The sequence below is a fragment of the Lysinibacillus telephonicus genome, from assembly GCF_003966145.1.
Taxonomy (GTDB): domain Bacteria; phylum Bacillota; class Bacilli; order Bacillales_A; family Planococcaceae; genus Ureibacillus; species Ureibacillus telephonicus.
Window position 1 is genome coordinate 1 of the sequence record NZ_RXNR01000025.1, and the last position, 17,270, is coordinate 17,270.

The 17,270-nt window shown below is 32.3% G+C and carries 18 protein-coding genes; 14 read left to right on the forward strand and 4 right to left on the reverse strand.

Annotated features, from left to right (window positions below; all coding sequences use genetic code 11):
- The first annotated feature begins 671 nt into the window (after nucleotides 1-671).
- The 5 genes from EKG35_RS20890 (at nucleotide 672) to EKG35_RS10280 (ending at nucleotide 5,136) form a co-directional block, all read left to right on the forward strand.
- Nucleotides 672-839 (forward strand): hypothetical protein, encoded by a 168-nt coding sequence (locus tag EKG35_RS20890; RefSeq protein ID WP_185807710.1) that lies wholly within the window; start codon nucleotides 672-674, stop codon nucleotides 837-839.
- Entirely contained in the window at nucleotides 815-1,207 is a 393-nt protein-coding gene (locus EKG35_RS10265; protein WP_185807711.1) for a hypothetical protein, read from the forward strand. The genes EKG35_RS20890 and EKG35_RS10265 overlap by 25 nt, the downstream gene beginning before the upstream one ends.
- A gap of 1,406 nt (nucleotides 1,208-2,613) precedes the next feature.
- Nucleotides 2,614-3,432, forward strand: coding sequence for a hypothetical protein (locus EKG35_RS10270; RefSeq protein WP_126294362.1), 819 nt, complete (start codon nucleotides 2,614-2,616; stop codon nucleotides 3,430-3,432).
- A gap of 151 nt (nucleotides 3,433-3,583) precedes the next feature.
- Nucleotides 3,584-4,558: an alpha/beta fold hydrolase gene (locus tag EKG35_RS10275; protein ID WP_126294363.1), complete on the forward strand. Its 975-nt coding sequence runs from the start codon at nucleotides 3,584-3,586 to the stop codon at nucleotides 4,556-4,558.
- Nucleotides 4,559-4,815: 257 nt separating this feature from the next.
- On the forward strand, nucleotides 4,816-5,136 hold the full coding sequence (locus EKG35_RS10280; RefSeq protein WP_126294364.1) for a MazG nucleotide pyrophosphohydrolase domain-containing protein: 321 nt from the start codon (nucleotides 4,816-4,818) through the stop codon (nucleotides 5,134-5,136).
- 253 nt (nucleotides 5,137-5,389) lie between these two features.
- Here the strand turns inward: EKG35_RS10280 and EKG35_RS10285 are convergent, their stop codons facing one another.
- Nucleotides 5,390-6,349, reverse strand: a complete 960-nt coding sequence (locus tag EKG35_RS10285; protein WP_126294365.1) for a helix-turn-helix transcriptional regulator — start codon at nucleotides 6,347-6,349, stop codon at nucleotides 5,390-5,392.
- Nucleotides 6,350-6,460: 111 nt separating this feature from the next.
- Here EKG35_RS10285 and EKG35_RS10290 point away from each other — a divergent pair, with 111 nt between their 5' ends.
- The 3 genes from EKG35_RS10290 (at nucleotide 6,461) to EKG35_RS10300 (ending at nucleotide 8,374) form a co-directional block, all read left to right on the forward strand.
- Complete coding sequence (locus EKG35_RS10290; protein WP_126294366.1) at nucleotides 6,461-6,940, forward strand: GyrI-like domain-containing protein; 480 nt, start codon at nucleotides 6,461-6,463, stop codon at nucleotides 6,938-6,940.
- Nucleotides 6,941-6,962: 22 nt separating this feature from the next.
- Nucleotides 6,963-7,427 carry a phage tail protein gene (locus EKG35_RS10295; protein WP_126294367.1) on the forward strand — a complete coding sequence of 155 codons (465 nt, stop codon included), beginning with the start codon at nucleotides 6,963-6,965 and terminating at the stop codon, nucleotides 7,425-7,427.
- A gap of 566 nt (nucleotides 7,428-7,993) precedes the next feature.
- Nucleotides 7,994-8,374: a hypothetical protein gene (locus EKG35_RS10300; protein WP_221766324.1), complete on the forward strand. Its 381-nt coding sequence runs from the start codon at nucleotides 7,994-7,996 to the stop codon at nucleotides 8,372-8,374.
- Between the two features lie 495 nt (nucleotides 8,375-8,869).
- On the opposite strand, the gene EKG35_RS10305 is transcribed toward EKG35_RS10300, so the two are convergent.
- Together EKG35_RS10305 and EKG35_RS10310 are read right to left on the reverse strand one after the other, a co-directional pair.
- Complete coding sequence (locus EKG35_RS10305) at nucleotides 8,870-9,448, reverse strand: hypothetical protein (protein ID WP_185807712.1); 579 nt, start codon at nucleotides 9,446-9,448, stop codon at nucleotides 8,870-8,872.
- A gap of 221 nt (nucleotides 9,449-9,669) precedes the next feature.
- Nucleotides 9,670-10,089, reverse strand: coding sequence for a DUF3888 domain-containing protein (locus EKG35_RS10310; protein ID WP_126294369.1), 420 nt, complete (start codon nucleotides 10,087-10,089; stop codon nucleotides 9,670-9,672).
- A 231-nt stretch (nucleotides 10,090-10,320) separates the two neighbouring features.
- On the opposite strand from EKG35_RS10310, the gene EKG35_RS10315 reads away from it, so the two are divergent.
- The 5 genes from EKG35_RS10315 to EKG35_RS10330 all read left to right on the forward strand — a co-directional run bounded on the left by EKG35_RS10315 (nucleotide 10,321) and on the right by EKG35_RS10330 (nucleotide 13,909).
- Nucleotides 10,321-10,755 (forward strand): hypothetical protein, encoded by a 435-nt coding sequence (locus EKG35_RS10315; protein ID WP_126294370.1) that lies wholly within the window; start codon nucleotides 10,321-10,323, stop codon nucleotides 10,753-10,755.
- A gap of 731 nt (nucleotides 10,756-11,486) precedes the next feature.
- On the forward strand, nucleotides 11,487-11,645 hold the full coding sequence (locus EKG35_RS20895) for a hypothetical protein (protein WP_185807713.1): 159 nt from the start codon (nucleotides 11,487-11,489) through the stop codon (nucleotides 11,643-11,645).
- A 147-nt stretch (nucleotides 11,646-11,792) separates the two neighbouring features.
- On the forward strand, nucleotides 11,793-11,951 hold the full coding sequence (locus EKG35_RS10320) for a S16 family serine protease (RefSeq protein WP_185807714.1): 159 nt from the start codon (nucleotides 11,793-11,795) through the stop codon (nucleotides 11,949-11,951).
- A 281-nt stretch (nucleotides 11,952-12,232) separates the two neighbouring features.
- Nucleotides 12,233-13,195 carry a helix-turn-helix transcriptional regulator gene (locus EKG35_RS10325; protein WP_126294372.1) on the forward strand — a complete coding sequence of 321 codons (963 nt, stop codon included), beginning with the start codon at nucleotides 12,233-12,235 and terminating at the stop codon, nucleotides 13,193-13,195.
- Between the two features lie 75 nt (nucleotides 13,196-13,270).
- Nucleotides 13,271-13,909 carry a type 1 glutamine amidotransferase family protein gene (locus EKG35_RS10330; protein ID WP_126294373.1) on the forward strand — a complete coding sequence of 213 codons (639 nt, stop codon included), beginning with the start codon at nucleotides 13,271-13,273 and terminating at the stop codon, nucleotides 13,907-13,909.
- Between the two features lie 232 nt (nucleotides 13,910-14,141).
- On the opposite strand, the gene EKG35_RS10335 is transcribed toward EKG35_RS10330, so the two are convergent.
- On the reverse strand, nucleotides 14,142-15,746 hold the full coding sequence (locus EKG35_RS10335) for an ABC-F family ATP-binding cassette domain-containing protein (RefSeq protein WP_126294374.1): 1,605 nt from the start codon (nucleotides 15,744-15,746) through the stop codon (nucleotides 14,142-14,144).
- A gap of 642 nt (nucleotides 15,747-16,388) precedes the next feature.
- Here EKG35_RS10335 and ahlS point away from each other — a divergent pair.
- A complete protein-coding gene (gene ahlS / locus EKG35_RS10340) occupies nucleotides 16,389-17,222 on the forward strand; it encodes an AhlS family quorum-quenching N-acyl homoserine lactonase (protein WP_126294375.1) in 834 nt (277 codons plus the stop codon).
- Nucleotides 17,223-17,270 lie beyond the last annotated feature (48 nt).

Below are 17,270 nucleotides of genomic sequence, written 5' to 3' on the forward strand. Positions count from 1 at the left end.
TTTCTTTTCCAATGAAATCACCTCTATACGCTCCTAACTCTATGAAGTTAGGATTATTTTCATATAAAAGTGGCTCACTTTTCAACTGCGATGGTGGCTCAGTTTTAGCTTATCAAATACATTTTTCAACTACCTTATATATTAGGTGATGAATCAAAGCTTAGATATATCCAGGGTGGAGTTTTAAAAAATTGCAAAAATGTAACAGCAACTTTCAGCAAGAATAAGAATTAAAAGCATTTAACTAGACCAGTCTGTTTCTATTGGAAGTACTAAAAGAGTCTAAAGGAAAATATTATATGACCATTGATATATACCTACAGTTGGGCGCATTTCCTGTGGAAATTGCGCTCTTTCTTTATGTTTCGGGCCATTTTCTTCAAGAACAATCCGCAAATTGGATAAAGGTGTTAAAATATAGATAAAATTGTAAATAGTGTGCCCGAATCAAAACACACTTCCATTGAACAAGCACTTTTTTTTAGAAATGAAATATTCTTACTTTATAAAATTTGTACAGTTAATTGAGGGATAAGAATAAAAGGCTGGAATTTTGATTACGGGGTGAAAGAATGGTTAGAAGAAAAGGAATCTATGAAATAAAAATTCGTGATAAGCAGCTTATTTGTCCATTTTGTCAAAATAATCGGTTTCTGCATAGAGAAATCTACATGGATTTGATGCCATTAGGTGAAGAGGTGAAGCATCAGCTAACATTACAGTCATTTAGCTGTACGTCATGTGGTGATATTCAGATGTTTCAAGAAAAAAATCGATATGACCACATGTTGGAAAAACATATATCTATTATTGAATGCTCGGAAGTGATAAAAGAATGAGTGGTATGGATGAATCTTTACGTCCCGAAAAAAGTCGTATTACTATTTTTAATGAACCTATCAACTGCCAATTTTGTTCAAATGATGTGTTTACTCCCTATGAAGTTATTGTGAATGTTGAACAACCGGGTATCGGAGTTCGTCATGTTCGTTATGTAGCAATTTGTCAATATTGTGGCAAGGCTAAACATTTTGGTGACCCTAGTTATTATGATGTTGAAAAAGATAATTATATTTGGGCATTGAATCAGTCTTTACTTTCAATTAAAAAATATAAGATTAAGATTATATTTTTTGTTGGAAAAAGGAAGCAAGAGAAAGTAACAATTTTTTTAAATAGCCTTATTCAAATTTTAAGGCAGAAGTAGAGAATATTAAAGATTATAAAGGAGAAGTACTTCTTCAAATAAAATTTTCGAATTCTAATGACAAACAAGCAGTTAGATCTATGATAATGGGTTGTGCGAGGCGACTTAAAATAAATGTTAAAGAAATAACAATTAAATAAGATTATCTAAGGTATACCTATTATGCAGAATCTTGTGAAAGTTTAAGTCTATATAAATACTTCTTATTAGCAAAAAAGGCTTTATTTTGTCGTAATCGGTTAATCAAATTTCTAAATTGCTGAGTAGTTTCTTCAAAGAGCAGGAAAAGCTTTGTTTTATTTCAAAATAGGAGGATAAAAAAAGTGTATACAAATACCCGAATATCCATTGTAGTAGCTTTTACAAACATCATTTTCAGTTATTTGGCTCTGTCTCTATATTTTTTATTATTGAATGACAAAATTGATATATTAGTTTTCCAGTTTTTTTATTTCCCACTGATTATTGGACTTATTAATCTATTTCTTTGGTTTCAAAATTACAAAATGGAATTTTATCAGCACTGGATCTACATATACTTAGGATTTTTTTCGTCCGTTTTTATCTATTTAATCATTCAGTATATCAAAAATATTATAAAGGGTACTCCTGAAGATTTTCCGCCTGGTGAAGCTAATTTTGATTTGCTTTTATTTTTATCGATATTTATCTCATTGCAATTGATTGTCCTACTTCTTTTAAATGTCGTTACTTATGCCTTTATAAGACTTTTTGCTGTATATTTCAAAAAACTTTGAAGATTATAGTTGAGCAACGAGGAATAAAATTAAATTTAGTATGAACTAGCTTCAACAACCTTTGTTCTTAAAAAGCTGGGCACGATTGTGTAATGGAAATAATTAAAATAAGGAGTAGATTTATGAATCTGCTAAAACTAAACAAAAGGCAAACAATATTTTGTGTAATAGTTGTAATTGTTACAAGTATTATTGGTGTAATACTGCTGAGAGTTAATAATGATTTGAGATATATTATTCAAATTCTTATTGTTTTAACTGCTTTTATTAGTGCTTGGCTATCCAAAGTTATATTCCCAGAATCAAAAAATTAGATTAATAATATTTTTATTTTCAGAACTCGGTGAATCTCAATTTAAGGATCCTATCGTAAAGGTTTTAAACTGATATTCTTTTACAATAATAATAGATAATATTTTAAACCAATCAGAGGATACAACATCGGTTAAGAAATAGAGTATTTTTTTCTTGTTTCAAGGAATGACTTTTATTTAGCACGCGCAAATGTTCATTTAATATTTCCAACAATCGGCGCAAATGTATAAGTAGCGCTCTTTATTTATAGATAGAGTAATTTAATGGAGTAAAGGATGTTTTTTGTTGAAGTGAAAATGTAAAATTATTAAAACACGCTAAGGGGGCAGCTTTATGGGGAGTAATTTTGGTAAATATGATGTACCACCTACACTCCAAAGGTTAATAGACTTACAAAATGTTCTTGGTGACTCTGAAAAATTTTATCTTGGTCTTAATTTTTACCTTTCTCTTGAGAATTTTAGATATTTTAACACACCAAGTGATGTGGTCGTATTTGGCAATATTGGTTTAGATGGTGTTCATTATGGATTCCTTACTGACTTTGGTACTGTAACGGATCTTGAGGTAGCACCTATTGTTTGTGTTAGTCCAATGAATTTTGATCGTCCAACTCGTATCGTTGCAAACAATCTATGTGAATTTTTAAGAATTAATTTAACTGACGGTGAACTGTTCTATAATCAGTTTGATAGTGAAGAGAGCTATTTAGTAGCAAAAAATCAATGGATTGCTGAGACTGACCAGCCATCTGGATATGAAAAATTGGTAAGAGAGAGAGCTACAAAGTTTCTAAATGAGAATATCCGAATTCCTATCATTGAAAATCCGTATCGTTATGTTCAAAAAGTAGACCTAGAGCGGCAAAGAATAATAAGTATCAAAACTCAAGATGGATTGGGCGTTACTACTCCGCTTCTTCAAGGTGAAAAACACATACCATTCCCGATTCACAAGGACACAGAACCTAATTTAGACTGGTTGCAGGAATACCTTTATTCTGCACCAATTGCCTCACGACATGCAGTACTTAGGGATATTCAACTCAATTATATTTTGCAAGAAAACCAAAAACTAAATAAAACAGTGATTGACGCAATGATTAATATTAAGCTTATTGATGAAGCTAGTCGATTATCTGAATATATTTAAACAACTGCCGTCTTCTGTTTAACGATATTAAATTGTCAAGTTACTTCGTCAAAAATCTAGCTAGTAATAACAAAAACTCCAATATATTGCAACTTTTGCTATGTTTAATCGTAAATAATAATAAATTTAGAAGCAAAGAAAGGGGGATAAAATGGCTGCTTCGATAATATTGATAGTTATTGTATCGATTGGTTTGCTGTTCATTTATAATCAGTGGCAATTTAAAAAAGCAGAGAAATCATATCAGCCAGCAGGTAAATTTATTACGGTAGATGGTATAAAGTTACATTTTATAACTGAAGGAAACGGTCCGCCTATCGTGTTTCTCCATGGGGGAATCCTTTCTAGCAGTGATTTTAAGGAAACCGTTAAAATGGCAGCTCAACAAGGCTATCAGGCATTAGCCTTTGACAGACCTGGTTATGGATATAGTGAGAGGGAAAAAAACAGAAAAATTAGTCCAATTACTCAAGCTACTATTATACATAAAGCGTTAAAAGAGCTTGGAATAGATCAACCGATTATTTTAGTTGGTCATTCTTGGAGTGGTACCATGACACTTTCCTATGCACTACAGTTTCCAAGTGAGGTTGCAGGAATAGTGACATTGGCAGGAGCTATGTATAAAGAAGGCTATGCAGCAGAAAACGGAGATTTATTATCCAAAGTGGTTACAAAACCTATTATAGGAAGTATTATTTTAAACATGTTACTAAAGACACCTTTATCAAAAGGTATGGCATATTCAATGGTCAAGGAAACATTTGCACCTGAACAGGTTCCGGAAGACTATACAAAAGAGCTGTATGCAATAGGATTCCGCCCAGGTCACTTTAGAGCAAATAGGGAAGATGTTCTTATGTTCCCTGAAACCTCTAAAAACCTGTCCAAAAGATACAAGGAAATTACAGTTCCCGTTGTTATTGTAGTGGGAGAAGATGATCCATTTGGAGTAATTGATCATGCGAGACGTTTAAAAGAAGATATTCCTCATGCAGTATTAAATATTATTCCAAATATCGGTCATATGATTCCAGAGCTACATCCAAGGATTGTCATGGATAATGTGAACATTATATCTCGAAAAATTAATAAATCTTATAATATATTGAATCCAAAAGAATAAGATATTTTACAATTGGACGTAATTCCAGAACAGAAATTACGCTCTTTATTTATATATCGGGCAGAACGCCGAGATAAATAATGACATAATCATATAAAAGAAATTTATTGTGGTTAAAATAATGTGAAAATTTATAGTTTTTGTGGTAGCTATCGTGAACAAAGCCTCTACAACTCTAACATAGGTCCACCATTTGAGATTATATAAACTATCATTTTTTGTTAAAATTATGGTAGAAAATTGGAGGTTAGATGAAAATGAATGTTACTGAATTTCAACAATGGGTAAAGAGATATTATGAAAGTAGAGGCTGGTCTGAGTTAGACATTTTTATTCGTATTGGTTTTTTAGCAGAAGAAACAGGTGAAGTGGCACGAGCTATAAGAGCCATTGAGATAGGTAGGGATAGACCAGATGAAGTTAAAGGAACGTATGAAGAAAATAAACAAGAGTTAACTGAAGAATTAGGAGATGTACTAGGTAATTTAATTGTAATCGCTAACAAGTACAATATTTCACTTGAAGAAGTTTTTCAATCACATAAAAAGAAACTTTCACAACGCTATTCAAATGATTAGATTACATTCCTAATATCGAAATTTATATTCAATGAAATTCCATTTAAAGACTGTGAAAATAAATAATTAAATACCCTATTCAAGAAGTACGTGGGAAAATTTTATAAAGAGACAAGAAGTAACTTGATAAATGACTTGGAGCTATTATTGCAAGAGATTTAATAATCTTAGTAAAAAATTTTTTCTATGTACTCTAAAATAGGGGACAATCTGATAACAAACTATAATTATTTGGTTTTAACTGCACTACTCCTTAATGGTATAAGTATAATCTCGCTTTTATACTCTCTAAAACTCCGTTTGGCACTTCTTTTACCTTGATATCCTCACCAAGAAAAAGAAGCCAATTTGTTATTTCGGTTAATTCCTCGGACTTATTAATATTGATAAAAGTTTTTAAAATGGCAGTGGTTTGGTAAGGATTTGTATAGGAAATTGAAACTTTTAAAGGGTGATATTTTTTGAACTGGGCAATCGCTTTTGGGCCAAGTTCAAGGACAAGGTTGTATACTTCTTCCTGCTTTCTTAGTTTTTCTAAAATCTTTTTTTTACTTAGTCTCTTTTTTGTAGGGTAGGCTATGACATCAGTAAGATTGTCGACAGGGATAATTTCCTTCTTTTCTTCCTTTAAGTTAAAACCTTCAATCATCCAAATGCCTTTTTCTTGATAAAGATGTAAGAGATAAATTGGACAAGACTTTATTTCCTTCTCTTCTTTGATAGTAATCAATAAATAGCTATCCAATAGTATGATTTGGATGAGCTTTTCTAACATGGGATGGGGAAGATCTGATAGTTCAAGTAAGTCAGGATTATTTGGATTAGTCCCTTCAAATAGTAAAATTTGATTTAAAAGAACAAGATCATCTTGTTGGTTATTTGAGATTAAGCCAAGTAATTTTTCAGCTAAAGATTGGCGACTCTTTAGGTAGGGAAGTTGTTGATTTCTCGTGGCCATAAAGGCAATAAAAAGAGCTTTGACCTCATTATCAGTAAAGCGAACATCGGGAAGGACAGAGTTATGCATGACAAAATAACCCCCGTCCCTTCCAACTTCAGCGTCAAGAGGCATCCCCATAGCTTCAATTTCTTTAATATCTCTAATGGCTGTCGAACGAGAAATATTGAATTCACGCATAATTTCAGTAATCGTAAAATGAGCGCGGTTGTTTATATAACGCATAATGGTATTAATCCGTTCAACTTTTTTCATATGGACTCCTAAACAGTATCATTTTTTGACATGATTTAAGTCTATCATATACATATCAAGTGAATTAAGTCAAAATCATTTGATTAATCTAAAAAAAGGAAGGTTTTGAATATGGCAGATTATACTTTAGAAGAAAAAGACAGCTTTACGGTTTTAGGTATTGGAACTGAGCTTAAGAGCGACTACACAGACTATGCAGGCATAAATAAGGAAAAGGCAGATTTTTGGTCGGCAGTTAAACAAGATGGAAGGCTTGATACACTAAAGTCCTTAGCCACAAATGACTATATTTTTACAGTAAATGAAGCGGTGAATGGCAAAATGATGCATTATGCCGGCGTCATGACAGAGGAATCCCTGCCAGAAGCAACTAGGGTTATCCAATTTCCTAAGGGAGAATACCTAGTTGTTAAAGGAGAAGGGACGACGAGTGAAGAATTGAGTAATAAGCTAACTGGCATTGCCTTTGGTCAAATCTTGCCAGAAGCAAAGAATTTTGCCTATGTTGGTGGACCAAATGCAACAGTTGAAATGGGACTGCGAAACGGCTTAGTATTTGGTGAAATGTGGATTCCTATTGTTAGGAAATAAAGGGTTAACTGGAGGGATGGACATGTCTTATATCGTTGATTTTAAAAATGTGTCTACGGTTGGTTTAGAGTCTTCACCGGTGGCAGATGCACTTGCTGGTTTACGTGCTAATGAATCCCGTTATTTTATGAACAAATACAAGCATGAATTTACGGTAGTACCCGCTAGTGATTCCTGTGACACACTTGAATATGTGAATCGTATTTTGAAAGAAGAACGGGATATTGAGTTTGCGGCAAAACCATTGGAAACATCGCGTTTTCAAGTGGAAAATATTAAATTTGCCTACGTCTTTTATGAGGATGGTCTTGCGCTCAACGTTATGTATACAGTTGATGACCCTAAGAAGCGAGCCGTTGGTTTTAAGCTTTCTGAAGGGATGGAGGTACCAAAGGAACTAGAAGGAAAGTTTAAGTTTGCTAGGCAGAAGTCAAGACTTGCTGGAACAATTAGAGGCTCGTTTTTTGTGATTAAAGGGGAATATTAGGGTAAGTGAAAGCCGCTTTTTGTTGTACTTAATCATTCTTTTTCTATTATTAAGGTGAAAATTGTGTTTCATAAGCCCAATGGAACCACCACTTTTCCATGGTAACTTTTTACTTTGTAAATAGGGGATGATGGGAGTGGTGGAAAGCTTCTTTTATTGAGGCATTCCAAAAATGTTTTAGATTTAGGTATTACGAGCAACTTATTTCTTAGTAGCAGTCTTAACTATCCAATTATGGCGAAGTTTTAACTTAAATTAAGAATAATGGAACATATCGGATAATTTCGGATATCTTACGCAGATAATGTGATGAATTTGTATTTTATGAAACTGCTTTAATTTTTTTATTAAGTTTCTTTTTCTTAGGCAAGTTATCTTGCTTAACTTGCCTAAGAAAAAGAATGAAACGATTATTAGTGCGACAAAAGGCAAGGATGATATGAAAGCATAGACATTATCTGAGATATTGTATAAACTGTAACGACAATTGCTGTACCAATTGCACCTGCTAATTGGTGAGATGAGAAAGGATAAATGATCACGAGGTGATACTAATAAAAAGATATTTGATTTCATTATGGGTTATCAGTTTGATGCTATTTCTTGCAGCATGTGAAGATTCTCCTGGGCAAGTTTTTGGAGAATATGATACTAGTAAACTCAGCAATGATTTTAATCAAAATAATGAAGCATATTCAATCGGGGCAAATAAAGATGGAATGCCAATATTTAAAGATACAAACAAAGCTTTTGAACAAGCACTTATTGATTACGAAAACGGGTTTATAGCTATTCAGGAAGAATTTAATTTAGATCCAGTGAACAGTGAAAATTGGGAAAGCTATAAAATTTTTGGTTGGCAATTAACAACAGATGTAGAAAGTATTCGAAAACAAGGTAGTGAAATAACTCAATTTTTCGATATATATGAAAATAGTTTTAAGTAAAGTATTAAACTTGTCTTTGGATAGGTTGTTTAAGAACGGTATCTATTTACCCTGTATTGCTATATTACGGAGCAGCTTATATTAAAAACTAAATTAACCCGTTCTAAATTTGAACAGGTTTATGTTTGTTTAAGTTTATTTTGGTGGGTAAGGTAATGATGTATTGATAGCCAAAAAAAGATGTGTGAAAGAAATGATCTGCTTCACACATCTTTTTGGCTTTATGCTGCTATATGTATCTTGCTTACGAACCAGCCTACCTATGAAACCACAAGGACAGTCATTTACCTCGAAGAAAACTTCAAAGTTGTATGGTAGGATTTGTTGAATACTAAATACTTCACACTGAATACTAATTTACCTAAACACTAAACACTGAACACTCATTACTAAACACTAATTTTCATTAGATTTGTAATTGTTTACCTTCTTTGGCAAACCTATTAAGTGTGACTGATTTTAGTGGTTTACAACGATACGCAAGCAAAATTGAAATCAATCAATATCTACTTCAATTAATGTCCTAGCGTTTACCTCATTTAAAGTACCATCAATTTCTGTCATAAACTCAACTAAAAATGAATCTAGTTCATCCATTTTTTCTATAGGAACTAAGTATAACACATCTGCGAGAACTTCTTTTTTTACCTGTTCAGATAAACCTTCTGTTTTCAAATTTTGATTAAACGTATCTACTTCGCGTGTCGCTTTTTTTACAGCATGTTGATAAGCGGTTTTCAAATTAGAAAGATATTGTTGTATGTCATTTTTATAAATTAATGCTTCAGCAATTTTTAAAGTCTTGCCTGCAACGATAATCTCTGTTTCTAAATTAGCTTTGTTAATGGCTAACGTTAGTTTTATATAGTTATCTTTTAAATCATGAAATTGTTGAAATAATGCTTTAACTTTTTCAGTAGCTTCACGATGATTTTTTTTAATATCCGACTTTTCGTTCGATAAGATATGCAACCTTTTATTATTAATGGCACCGTGTTTAGAAATATCTTCTGTAATTTTATCCAATTGCGCTTTTATGGTTTTTTTACGTGTCATAGCACGAGCAATCGTCATTTGCATAAAGAAACACACCTTCCCTTTTAGAGCGAATCAAGTTTAAGTCAAGTATTTTATATTTTAGAACATCATAACATATTTTTTTATAAAAAACCCAGAAAAGGGTATTGTTCCTATTTTTGCTAAACTCCAGAAGAAAAGTCTCGCTAGTTAATTTAAATTCGTTTAATCCCATAAATATGGAATTAAACGAAAATGGCAGTTTAGTGGAAGGTAATTTATTTTTCGGTAGGTAATTTATAAGTTTTCAAGTGTGTATGATTTTTCAATATAATTGTAGGCCCTGAAGAAATTTCGTAGGTCATTCGATCTTTTCCTATTGGAATCCAGTGTCCCCCATCGGTTGGCTCAATTTCAAATGTTAATTCCAATTTAAAACCACGGAAACCATTAACTCTTCTTGTTTCAATCATTTCAATTTTCCATGGAACGACTACAGGTGAAAAATCCTTTGTTATCTTCGGATAATAATAGCTATTCAAATCTTTTTCAATATAAGGAGTCAGCATGTTCATAAGCATATCCTGTAGCCTAAGCTCTTCAGAGTCTTGAGTTGGTTTAGCTGATGATACGGTAAATGTTTGAAAAGAAGTAATAAGAACAAGTGATAATATGAAAATGGTTAACATCTTTTTCATTATCTTCAATACACCTCTTGTTAAATAATTAATTGTATTGTTACCTTTAATGAATAAAGTATGTACTAACTAGACGTAATCGAAGGCAATATGAAATTTAGAAGTATGAAATACGCACTTTTTTAAATAGGATCATGTTCTTATATTGGATAATTATGTTAAAATGAAAGGTGATTCTTGAAATAATGCACTTACAAAAAGGCGGGAGCGAAGCATAAGGGGTGTAATTTAATGAGTAAAATAGCTTTCCCCATATTCATTTCAATTTTTTTGTCTGGATGCATTGGATTTCCTAACGGTACTATAAGTCAACCAGTAGGCAAAGTGATTGTAGATGAGGAACAATATACAATGATGCCGGGTGATTACGAGTGGAAAGAAGACAGCATTGAAATTAGTACAAAAAGTACTCCCGGTATAAATGAATTAGCTGAACTTTTCGAAACACTAGAAGTCAATAAAGGCGATATATTAAAATTAGAAATTGATAAAAATCCTTCTTCCATTTCGATCGCCAAACTAAATGAAGATGGTACAAGTGATATTCTTGAAATGAAAGATAATGAAATAATTATGCCATCAGAAAGTGGATATTATATTTATGAAATTACAACATCATGGACTAATGGAAAACAAATTTTTGTTTTTGATGTTAATGTAGATTAAAAGAAAATGAGCTACAACCAAATTTTAAGTAACTTATTATTATCTACTTATTATTTAACGATTTTAAGTTAGGTTCTTTCTTGTTGTAAGTACAATGCTCCCATTTGCTTTTAAGGCATTTAACAGGGCAACATGAAAAAGGATTTCTATGTTTAAATTTTAAAAGAAATTGTGAACTTTTTTATTTAAAGTAACGACGCAGTTTAGTTAACAAATAGATTTTAGAATTCCGGTTAGAAAATTTACCTAAAATAGAACTCCAGTTAATCAAATAAAATAAAGCGGCAAATTAGCTAAAGGGAAAATTCATAACTGACAAACAGGGGGCGTCATTGCTAAGTAAATAAATCAAATATCGTTATTGGTATATTATCTATTCTTTTTTATCTTCTATTTCTATTTTTATATATTCAAGATATCATCGATGAGTTTCTTTTTTTAATTATATTGTTAGTTTAATTATATTGTTAGTAAGTTATTTATAATGCTGTTTATATATGTAGTGTTTCGAAAAATATGTTGCAAAAAAGAAAATCGCAATTGCAACTCTAATTATCTTTGTACTATTTTGCTATGAAGTCCCATTAATCGGATACTACACATCACCAACACACCTTGCTTACGCGTATTCGGAACCCACCGAGGCATTAAAAGGGACTGGGATTTATTCGATAGGGGTAGATCAATTTTCGTTAAATAATGGGAAAAGTAAACAGGCGGTTGAAGAGCTTTTGACTAAACAACATGTAGATGTATTGTCAGTTATTGAAGTTAATAATAAAACGATATATGGAATTAAAAATAGACAAGTATTAAAATGGCTTCATCTTCTAAAAGAACATTCACCAGAAGAGACAAGAGAGAATGTGGCACTATATTTGGGACGTTAGATGAATAGCTTAAAACTTTCTTTAGTCGTCCAAATATTGAAGGCGATAGTTCCGGGCTTAATTTAGTATTAAGTGGTCTAATCAAACAGGGCTCTTTCCAAAATCAAATCCCCATTGCTGTGACAAATTGGTAAGGGTTTTGGGGTTGTGAATATAAAAGAAAAAATACAAATTACTGAAAAAACTGGTATTCCTTTTATGATCATCCCAAGTGAAAATGCTGAAGAAGTAACAGAAATACAAAAAGAACTAAAGGCAAATGTTGAATTTTCGATGTGTCATATGCCTATGAAGCTTTTCAATTAATACGAGACTTAAATGAAAAACATTAGGGTTGTGATTCATAAAGTAATTGTTCTTCAATTACAATGAAAATAGGTTTTTCAAGAATGAAAAGCGACAACATTTGATGCAGCTTTAGAATAAAGATTAAAAAATCCCTTCAGCCAATGTTAAATGTAAGAACTCCATTTTGAAAAAGATAATCAAAATGGAGTTGTTTTCTTAATGTTTAACTTAAATGGTAAATTAACTTTAACTTATTAATTAAAGAATACAAACTTTTGATTCTATAGGGGTGGATTTGGATGCCTAAAATTGACAATATACTAGCAATTCTTTGGATGCTTAGCTCAGGTGAAAAAGTTACTGCGAAACAAATTTCAGAAAAGTTAGAGATTAATATAAGGACTGTTTATCGTTATATTGATACTCTTTCAACAAGTGGTGTACCTATCATTTCTGAGGCAGGACATAACGGTGGATACACTTTATTGAATAATTATATTGAAGCTCCTCTTTTTTTTGATTTTGAGGAGCAAACTTCATTAATTCATGCAGCTGTTTTTGCAGAAGAAGCCGGATATTATGGTGGTGAAGCACTAAATAGGGCTATTACAAAGCTAAGCAAATATTCAAATCAAGCACAAGAAACAAAGATAAACCAGCATATAACTAGTCTTGAAGTAATAAGTGGTTTAGGTTCCATCTCCGTAGATCCTATTTTAAAGGATTTGGAGCAGGCTGTATCTGAAGGGTACTCTGCAAAAATTCAATATGATAATAGTGGTAAAGAGCAATCAAAGGATAGATTAGTTGATCCATTCAAAATTATATATTGGAATAATAAATGGTATATGATTGGATTTTGTCATCTTAGAAATGATATCCGTAGTTTTAGGGTAGATCGAATTGAAAGTCTAATGCTAACCGAAAATAAGTTTAAACGGCCAGAAACTTTTTCAGCACGTGACTTTTTTATGAGAAACCTCCTTCCAATTATAGAAGATGCGGAAGAGAGTATTTCTTTAGTTATTAATGGAAATGCAAGAACTTTGGGGGATATTTGCAGACATTGGTTTTTAGGACATTATTTACAAGAACGAAATTTAAATCAAGCAGTATTTCTTCTTGACGAAAATATGATACATACAGTTGTACCGTATTTACTTTTACCATATGGTAAATCCATACAAGTAATTGAACCCGTTAGTCTGAAGAAAAGGCTGGTTGAAGTGCTGTCGGAATTAATAGAATTTCATAAAATATAAAAACTTCCCTGACGTTAGATGTCAGGGAAGTTTTATTATAATAAGCTATATTAATTTTGATTGGAGTGTTATTGGATGCAAACAGAAAAAGCTTATCTTTATGTTTTTAATACAATGTCAGACTGGGAATATGGATATTTAATTGCTGAACTTAACACAGGAAGGTATTTTAAAAAAGATTTAGTACCATTAAAAGTAGTGACAGTAGGTGTTAATAAAGAAATAATTACGACGATGGGTGGTTTAAGCATAAAACCAGATATGTCCCTTGATGAATGTACTTTTGAAAGTAAAGATCTATTAGTTTTGCCGGGAGGGACTACTTGGGGAGAAGATATTCATCAACCTATCCTGAAAAAAGTTGGCGAAGCTTTAAAGAAATGCACTATTGTTGCTGCAATTTGTGGTGCAACTGAAGGTCTCGCGAATTTTGGATATTTGGATTCCAGAAAGCATACAAGCAATAACTTAGAGTATTTTAAAATGGCCTGTCCTAATTATAAAGGAGAAAAATTATATGAGAAGGGGCCTGTAGTATCTGATGGAAATTTGGTTACAGCTTCAGGAGTAGCACCTTTGGAATTTGCAATGGAAGTACTGAAAATAATAGATGTCTTTACACCAGATACATTGCATTCATGGTATTACCTAAATAAGACTCATCAACCTGAATACTTCTTCCAGTTAATGAATTCAATAAATGGTTATGAATAATACTTTAGTGATAGCTTATATTCTATTAAAGAGTGTAATTTCAGAATAGAAATTGCGCTTTTTCTTGTATCGGCTATGTAAAGGTAAAGAAGAAGAATCTGTTTAATTGAATTTTTCAAAATGCATTATTCTTATTTACTGTAAATAAGTTAGTTTGATTAACCTTTATTTCAAAGCAATTCTTGTTAAAAAAATGCCACAAACTCAAGAGAGCCATGGCATTTCATTTCAATTATTTAATTCCTTGAGCTTCTTTCCACTCTAAGAACTCATCATATGTTAATTGTTTATCTAAAATTGAACCGTCTTCTTGAATTTCAATGACACGGTTTGCAATTGTTTGTATAAACTGATGGTCATGTGAAGTGAACAGCATTGCACCTTTGAAACGAATTAAACCTTCGTTTAGAGCTTGAATTGATTCTAAGTCTAAGTGGTTTGTAGGTTCATCTAATAATAATACGTTTGCATTTGAAAGCATCATTTTAGATAACATACAACGAACTTTTTCTCCTCCTGAAAGTACAGAAGGGGATTTTTTTACTTCTTCACCAGAGAATAGCATACGTCCTAAGAATCCGCGTAAGAAAGACTCAGTTTCATCTTCTGGAGAATATTGACGAAGCCATTCTACTAATGTTTTCTCATTTCCAGTAAAATATTTGTCATGATCATTTTCAAAATAGCTTTGTGATGTTGTAACGCCCCATTTAAATGTACCGCTATCTGGCTCGCGTTGCTCCATTAAAATATCTAGTAAAGCAGTTTTTGCATGTGGGTTCCCAAGTAAAACAATTTTATCTTCTTTATTCATCATAAAGCGGATATCTTTAAATAACACTTCGCCATCTTGAGAAGCTGATAAGCCATCAACTGTTAATACGTCATTACCGATTTCACGCCCGATTTGGAAATTGATGAATGGATATTTACGGCTAGATGGTTTAATATCATCCAGTTCGATTTTATCAAGCATTTTTTTACGTGAAGTCGCTTGTTTTGACTTAGATGCGTTTGCAGAGAAGCGAGCAATGAATGCTTGTAATTCTTTAATTTTTTCTTCTTTTTTCGCATTTTGGTCTTGCGCCATTTTTAATGCAAGTTGAGAAGACTCGTACCAGAAGTCGTAGTTCCCTACATAAAGTTGGATTTTTCCAAAGTCAAGGTCAGCGATATGCGTACATACTTTGTTTAAGAAGTGACGGTCATGGGATACAACAATAACTGTGTTTTCAAAGTTAATTAAAAACTCTTCTAACCATTGAATTGCTTTTAAGTCTAAATGGTTTGTCGGCTCGTCAAGAAGTAATACATCAGGTTTACCAAATAAAGCTTGAGCAAGTAATACTTTTACTTTATCTGAACCTTCTAAATCTTTCATTAACATATAGTGGAATTCATCACCGATGCCAAGACCATTTAAAAGAGTTGCGGCTTCAGAATCTGCTTCCCAACCATTTAATTCAGCAAATTCACCCTCTAATTCAGCTGCACGCATGCCATCTTCATCTGAAAAATCTTCTTTCATATAGATAGCATCTTTTTCTTGTTTTACTTCATATAAACGTTTATTTCCCATAATTACTGTATCAAGTACCGTAAATTCATCGTACTCGAAATGGTTTTGCTTTAAAACTGATAAACGCTCATCTTTGCCCATTGAAACGTGGCCTTCTTGAGGCTCAATCTCACCAGACAATATTTTTAAAAAAGTAGATTTTCCAGCACCATTTGCCCCGATAAGACCGTAGCAATTGCCAGGTGTGAATTTAATATTTACGTCTTCAAATAGTTTACGATCGCCATAACGAAGACCTACATTACTAACTTGAATCATGTAAGTTCCTCCTTCATATCATTTTTGCTTTTAACGATTGTTTGTAAAAGATATTTCTCTTTTGTACACAATGTTTCTATTATAGCACGTAGTTATAATATTTTAAACAATGAGCAAGGTCTATTTACCTTCTATTTTATTGCTAATTACTGCTTTCGGTAGTAAATCAAAAGTAGGCAAAATTACAGTATTTTTAACATTTTAGCGAAGGAGCATTCGTACATGTATAGATTTAGTGATTTTCCATCAATATCGTTCTATTTAAGGAGAGTAAATGCATATTCTTTTATGAGTTTAATTGTCTATAAAAATAAAGTATAGAAAAATGCAAAATCGACAAGTTTGTTAGGATTTTAAATGCTTGTTATTAAAGTTTGTACAAGCATTATTAAAAAGGAATACATACAGGCAGGTAAAATTCAATCAATTAGAGAATGTATTTCTTAAAGTAAAATTTTCTTATCACAAACTAAATACGCAGCTCATTTACAAATTTTCTTATCTAAAAATTTAAAAACCTTCTCCAATGTTTGGGGGAAAACTGTCGAAAAGATTGAAAACCTCTAAGTGATGAATGTATTCAATTAGTGAACAACAGGAATAAACATATATTTTTATTAAACAAGATTAGGAGGGAAAAAAATGTGTAATAAAAAAGTGTATGTGCTTGATACGGGTACGATGAAGATGGATAAAAACTATATGATTACTATGCATACTCCTGCAAGTATCGATAATCCAAATCCACCTTCAGAGTTTGTTGAATTTCCAGTTTATGCGGTACTAATTGATCACCCAGATGGCAAAATCTTATTTGATACAGGCTGCAATCCTGAAGGAATGGGTGAAAATGGGCGCTGGCCAGAAGGAGTTCAAAAATTATTCCCTGCCTTTGCTAGTGAGGAATGTTATTTAATTAATCGCTTAGAGCAATTAAAAGTTAGCCCAAAAGATATTAAATATGTTGTGGCGTCTCATCTTCACTTGGATCATGCAGGCTGCTTAGAGCTATTCACAAACGCAGAGATTATCGTACATGATTCAGAACTATCGAATGTAATGAAAACGTTTGCACTGACACGTAACATGGGAGCATATATTTGGGGAGATGTCATGGCTTGGATTAAAAATGAACTTCGCTGGCGTACGATAAAACCTCATGAAAAAGAAGTGAAATTAGTAGACGGAATAAAAATCATTAATTTTGGACCTGGACATGCCTATGGAATGTTAGGACTTCATATTGAGCTGCCTGGTGCAGGAAATTTATTGCTTGCTTCTGATGCGCTTTATACGGCAGAAAGCTTTGGTCCACCTGTTAAACCACCTGGCATTTTATACGATTCTGTTGGTTATAACGCAACAGTTGAATATATTCGAAAATATGCAGAGGAGCATAATTCGACAATTTGGTTTGGCCATGATGCAAACCAATTTAAAACATTTATTAAATCTACTGAAGGATATTACGAATAATAGTATGCAATTGACCCCTAAGGCAGATTTTGTCTTAGGGTGTTTTTC

Excerpts from the sequence above, each read along its gene's own strand:
- EKG35_RS20890 (WP_185807710.1), top strand. The coding sequence starts at position 672 with ATGGATTTGATGCCATTAGGTGAAGAGGTGAAGCATCAGCTAACATTA.
- EKG35_RS10265 (WP_185807711.1), top strand. The coding sequence starts at position 815 with ATGCTCGGAAGTGATAAAAGAATGAGTGGTATGGATGAATCTTTACGT.
- EKG35_RS10270 (WP_126294362.1), top strand. The coding sequence starts at position 2,614 with ATGGGGAGTAATTTTGGTAAATATGATGTACCACCTACACTCCAAAGG.
- EKG35_RS10275 (WP_126294363.1), top strand. The coding sequence starts at position 3,584 with ATGGCTGCTTCGATAATATTGATAGTTATTGTATCGATTGGTTTGCTG.
- EKG35_RS10280 (WP_126294364.1), top strand. The coding sequence starts at position 4,816 with ATGAATGTTACTGAATTTCAACAATGGGTAAAGAGATATTATGAAAGT.
- EKG35_RS10285 (WP_126294365.1), bottom strand. The coding sequence starts at position 6,349 with ATGAAAAAAGTTGAACGGATTAATACCATTATGCGTTATATAAACAAC.
- EKG35_RS10290 (WP_126294366.1), top strand. The coding sequence starts at position 6,461 with ATGGCAGATTATACTTTAGAAGAAAAAGACAGCTTTACGGTTTTAGGT.
- EKG35_RS10295 (WP_126294367.1), top strand. The coding sequence starts at position 6,963 with ATGTCTTATATCGTTGATTTTAAAAATGTGTCTACGGTTGGTTTAGAG.
- EKG35_RS10305 (WP_185807712.1), bottom strand. The coding sequence starts at position 9,448 with ATGACGATTGCTCGTGCTATGACACGTAAAAAAACCATAAAAGCGCAA.
- EKG35_RS10310 (WP_126294369.1), bottom strand. The coding sequence starts at position 10,089 with ATGAAAAAGATGTTAACCATTTTCATATTATCACTTGTTCTTATTACT.
- EKG35_RS10315 (WP_126294370.1), top strand. The coding sequence starts at position 10,321 with ATGAGTAAAATAGCTTTCCCCATATTCATTTCAATTTTTTTGTCTGGA.
- EKG35_RS10325 (WP_126294372.1), top strand. The coding sequence starts at position 12,233 with ATGCCTAAAATTGACAATATACTAGCAATTCTTTGGATGCTTAGCTCA.
- EKG35_RS10330 (WP_126294373.1), top strand. The coding sequence starts at position 13,271 with ATGCAAACAGAAAAAGCTTATCTTTATGTTTTTAATACAATGTCAGAC.
- EKG35_RS10335 (WP_126294374.1), bottom strand. The coding sequence starts at position 15,746 with ATGATTCAAGTTAGTAATGTAGGTCTTCGTTATGGCGATCGTAAACTA.
- ahlS (WP_126294375.1), top strand. The coding sequence starts at position 16,389 with ATGTGTAATAAAAAAGTGTATGTGCTTGATACGGGTACGATGAAGATG.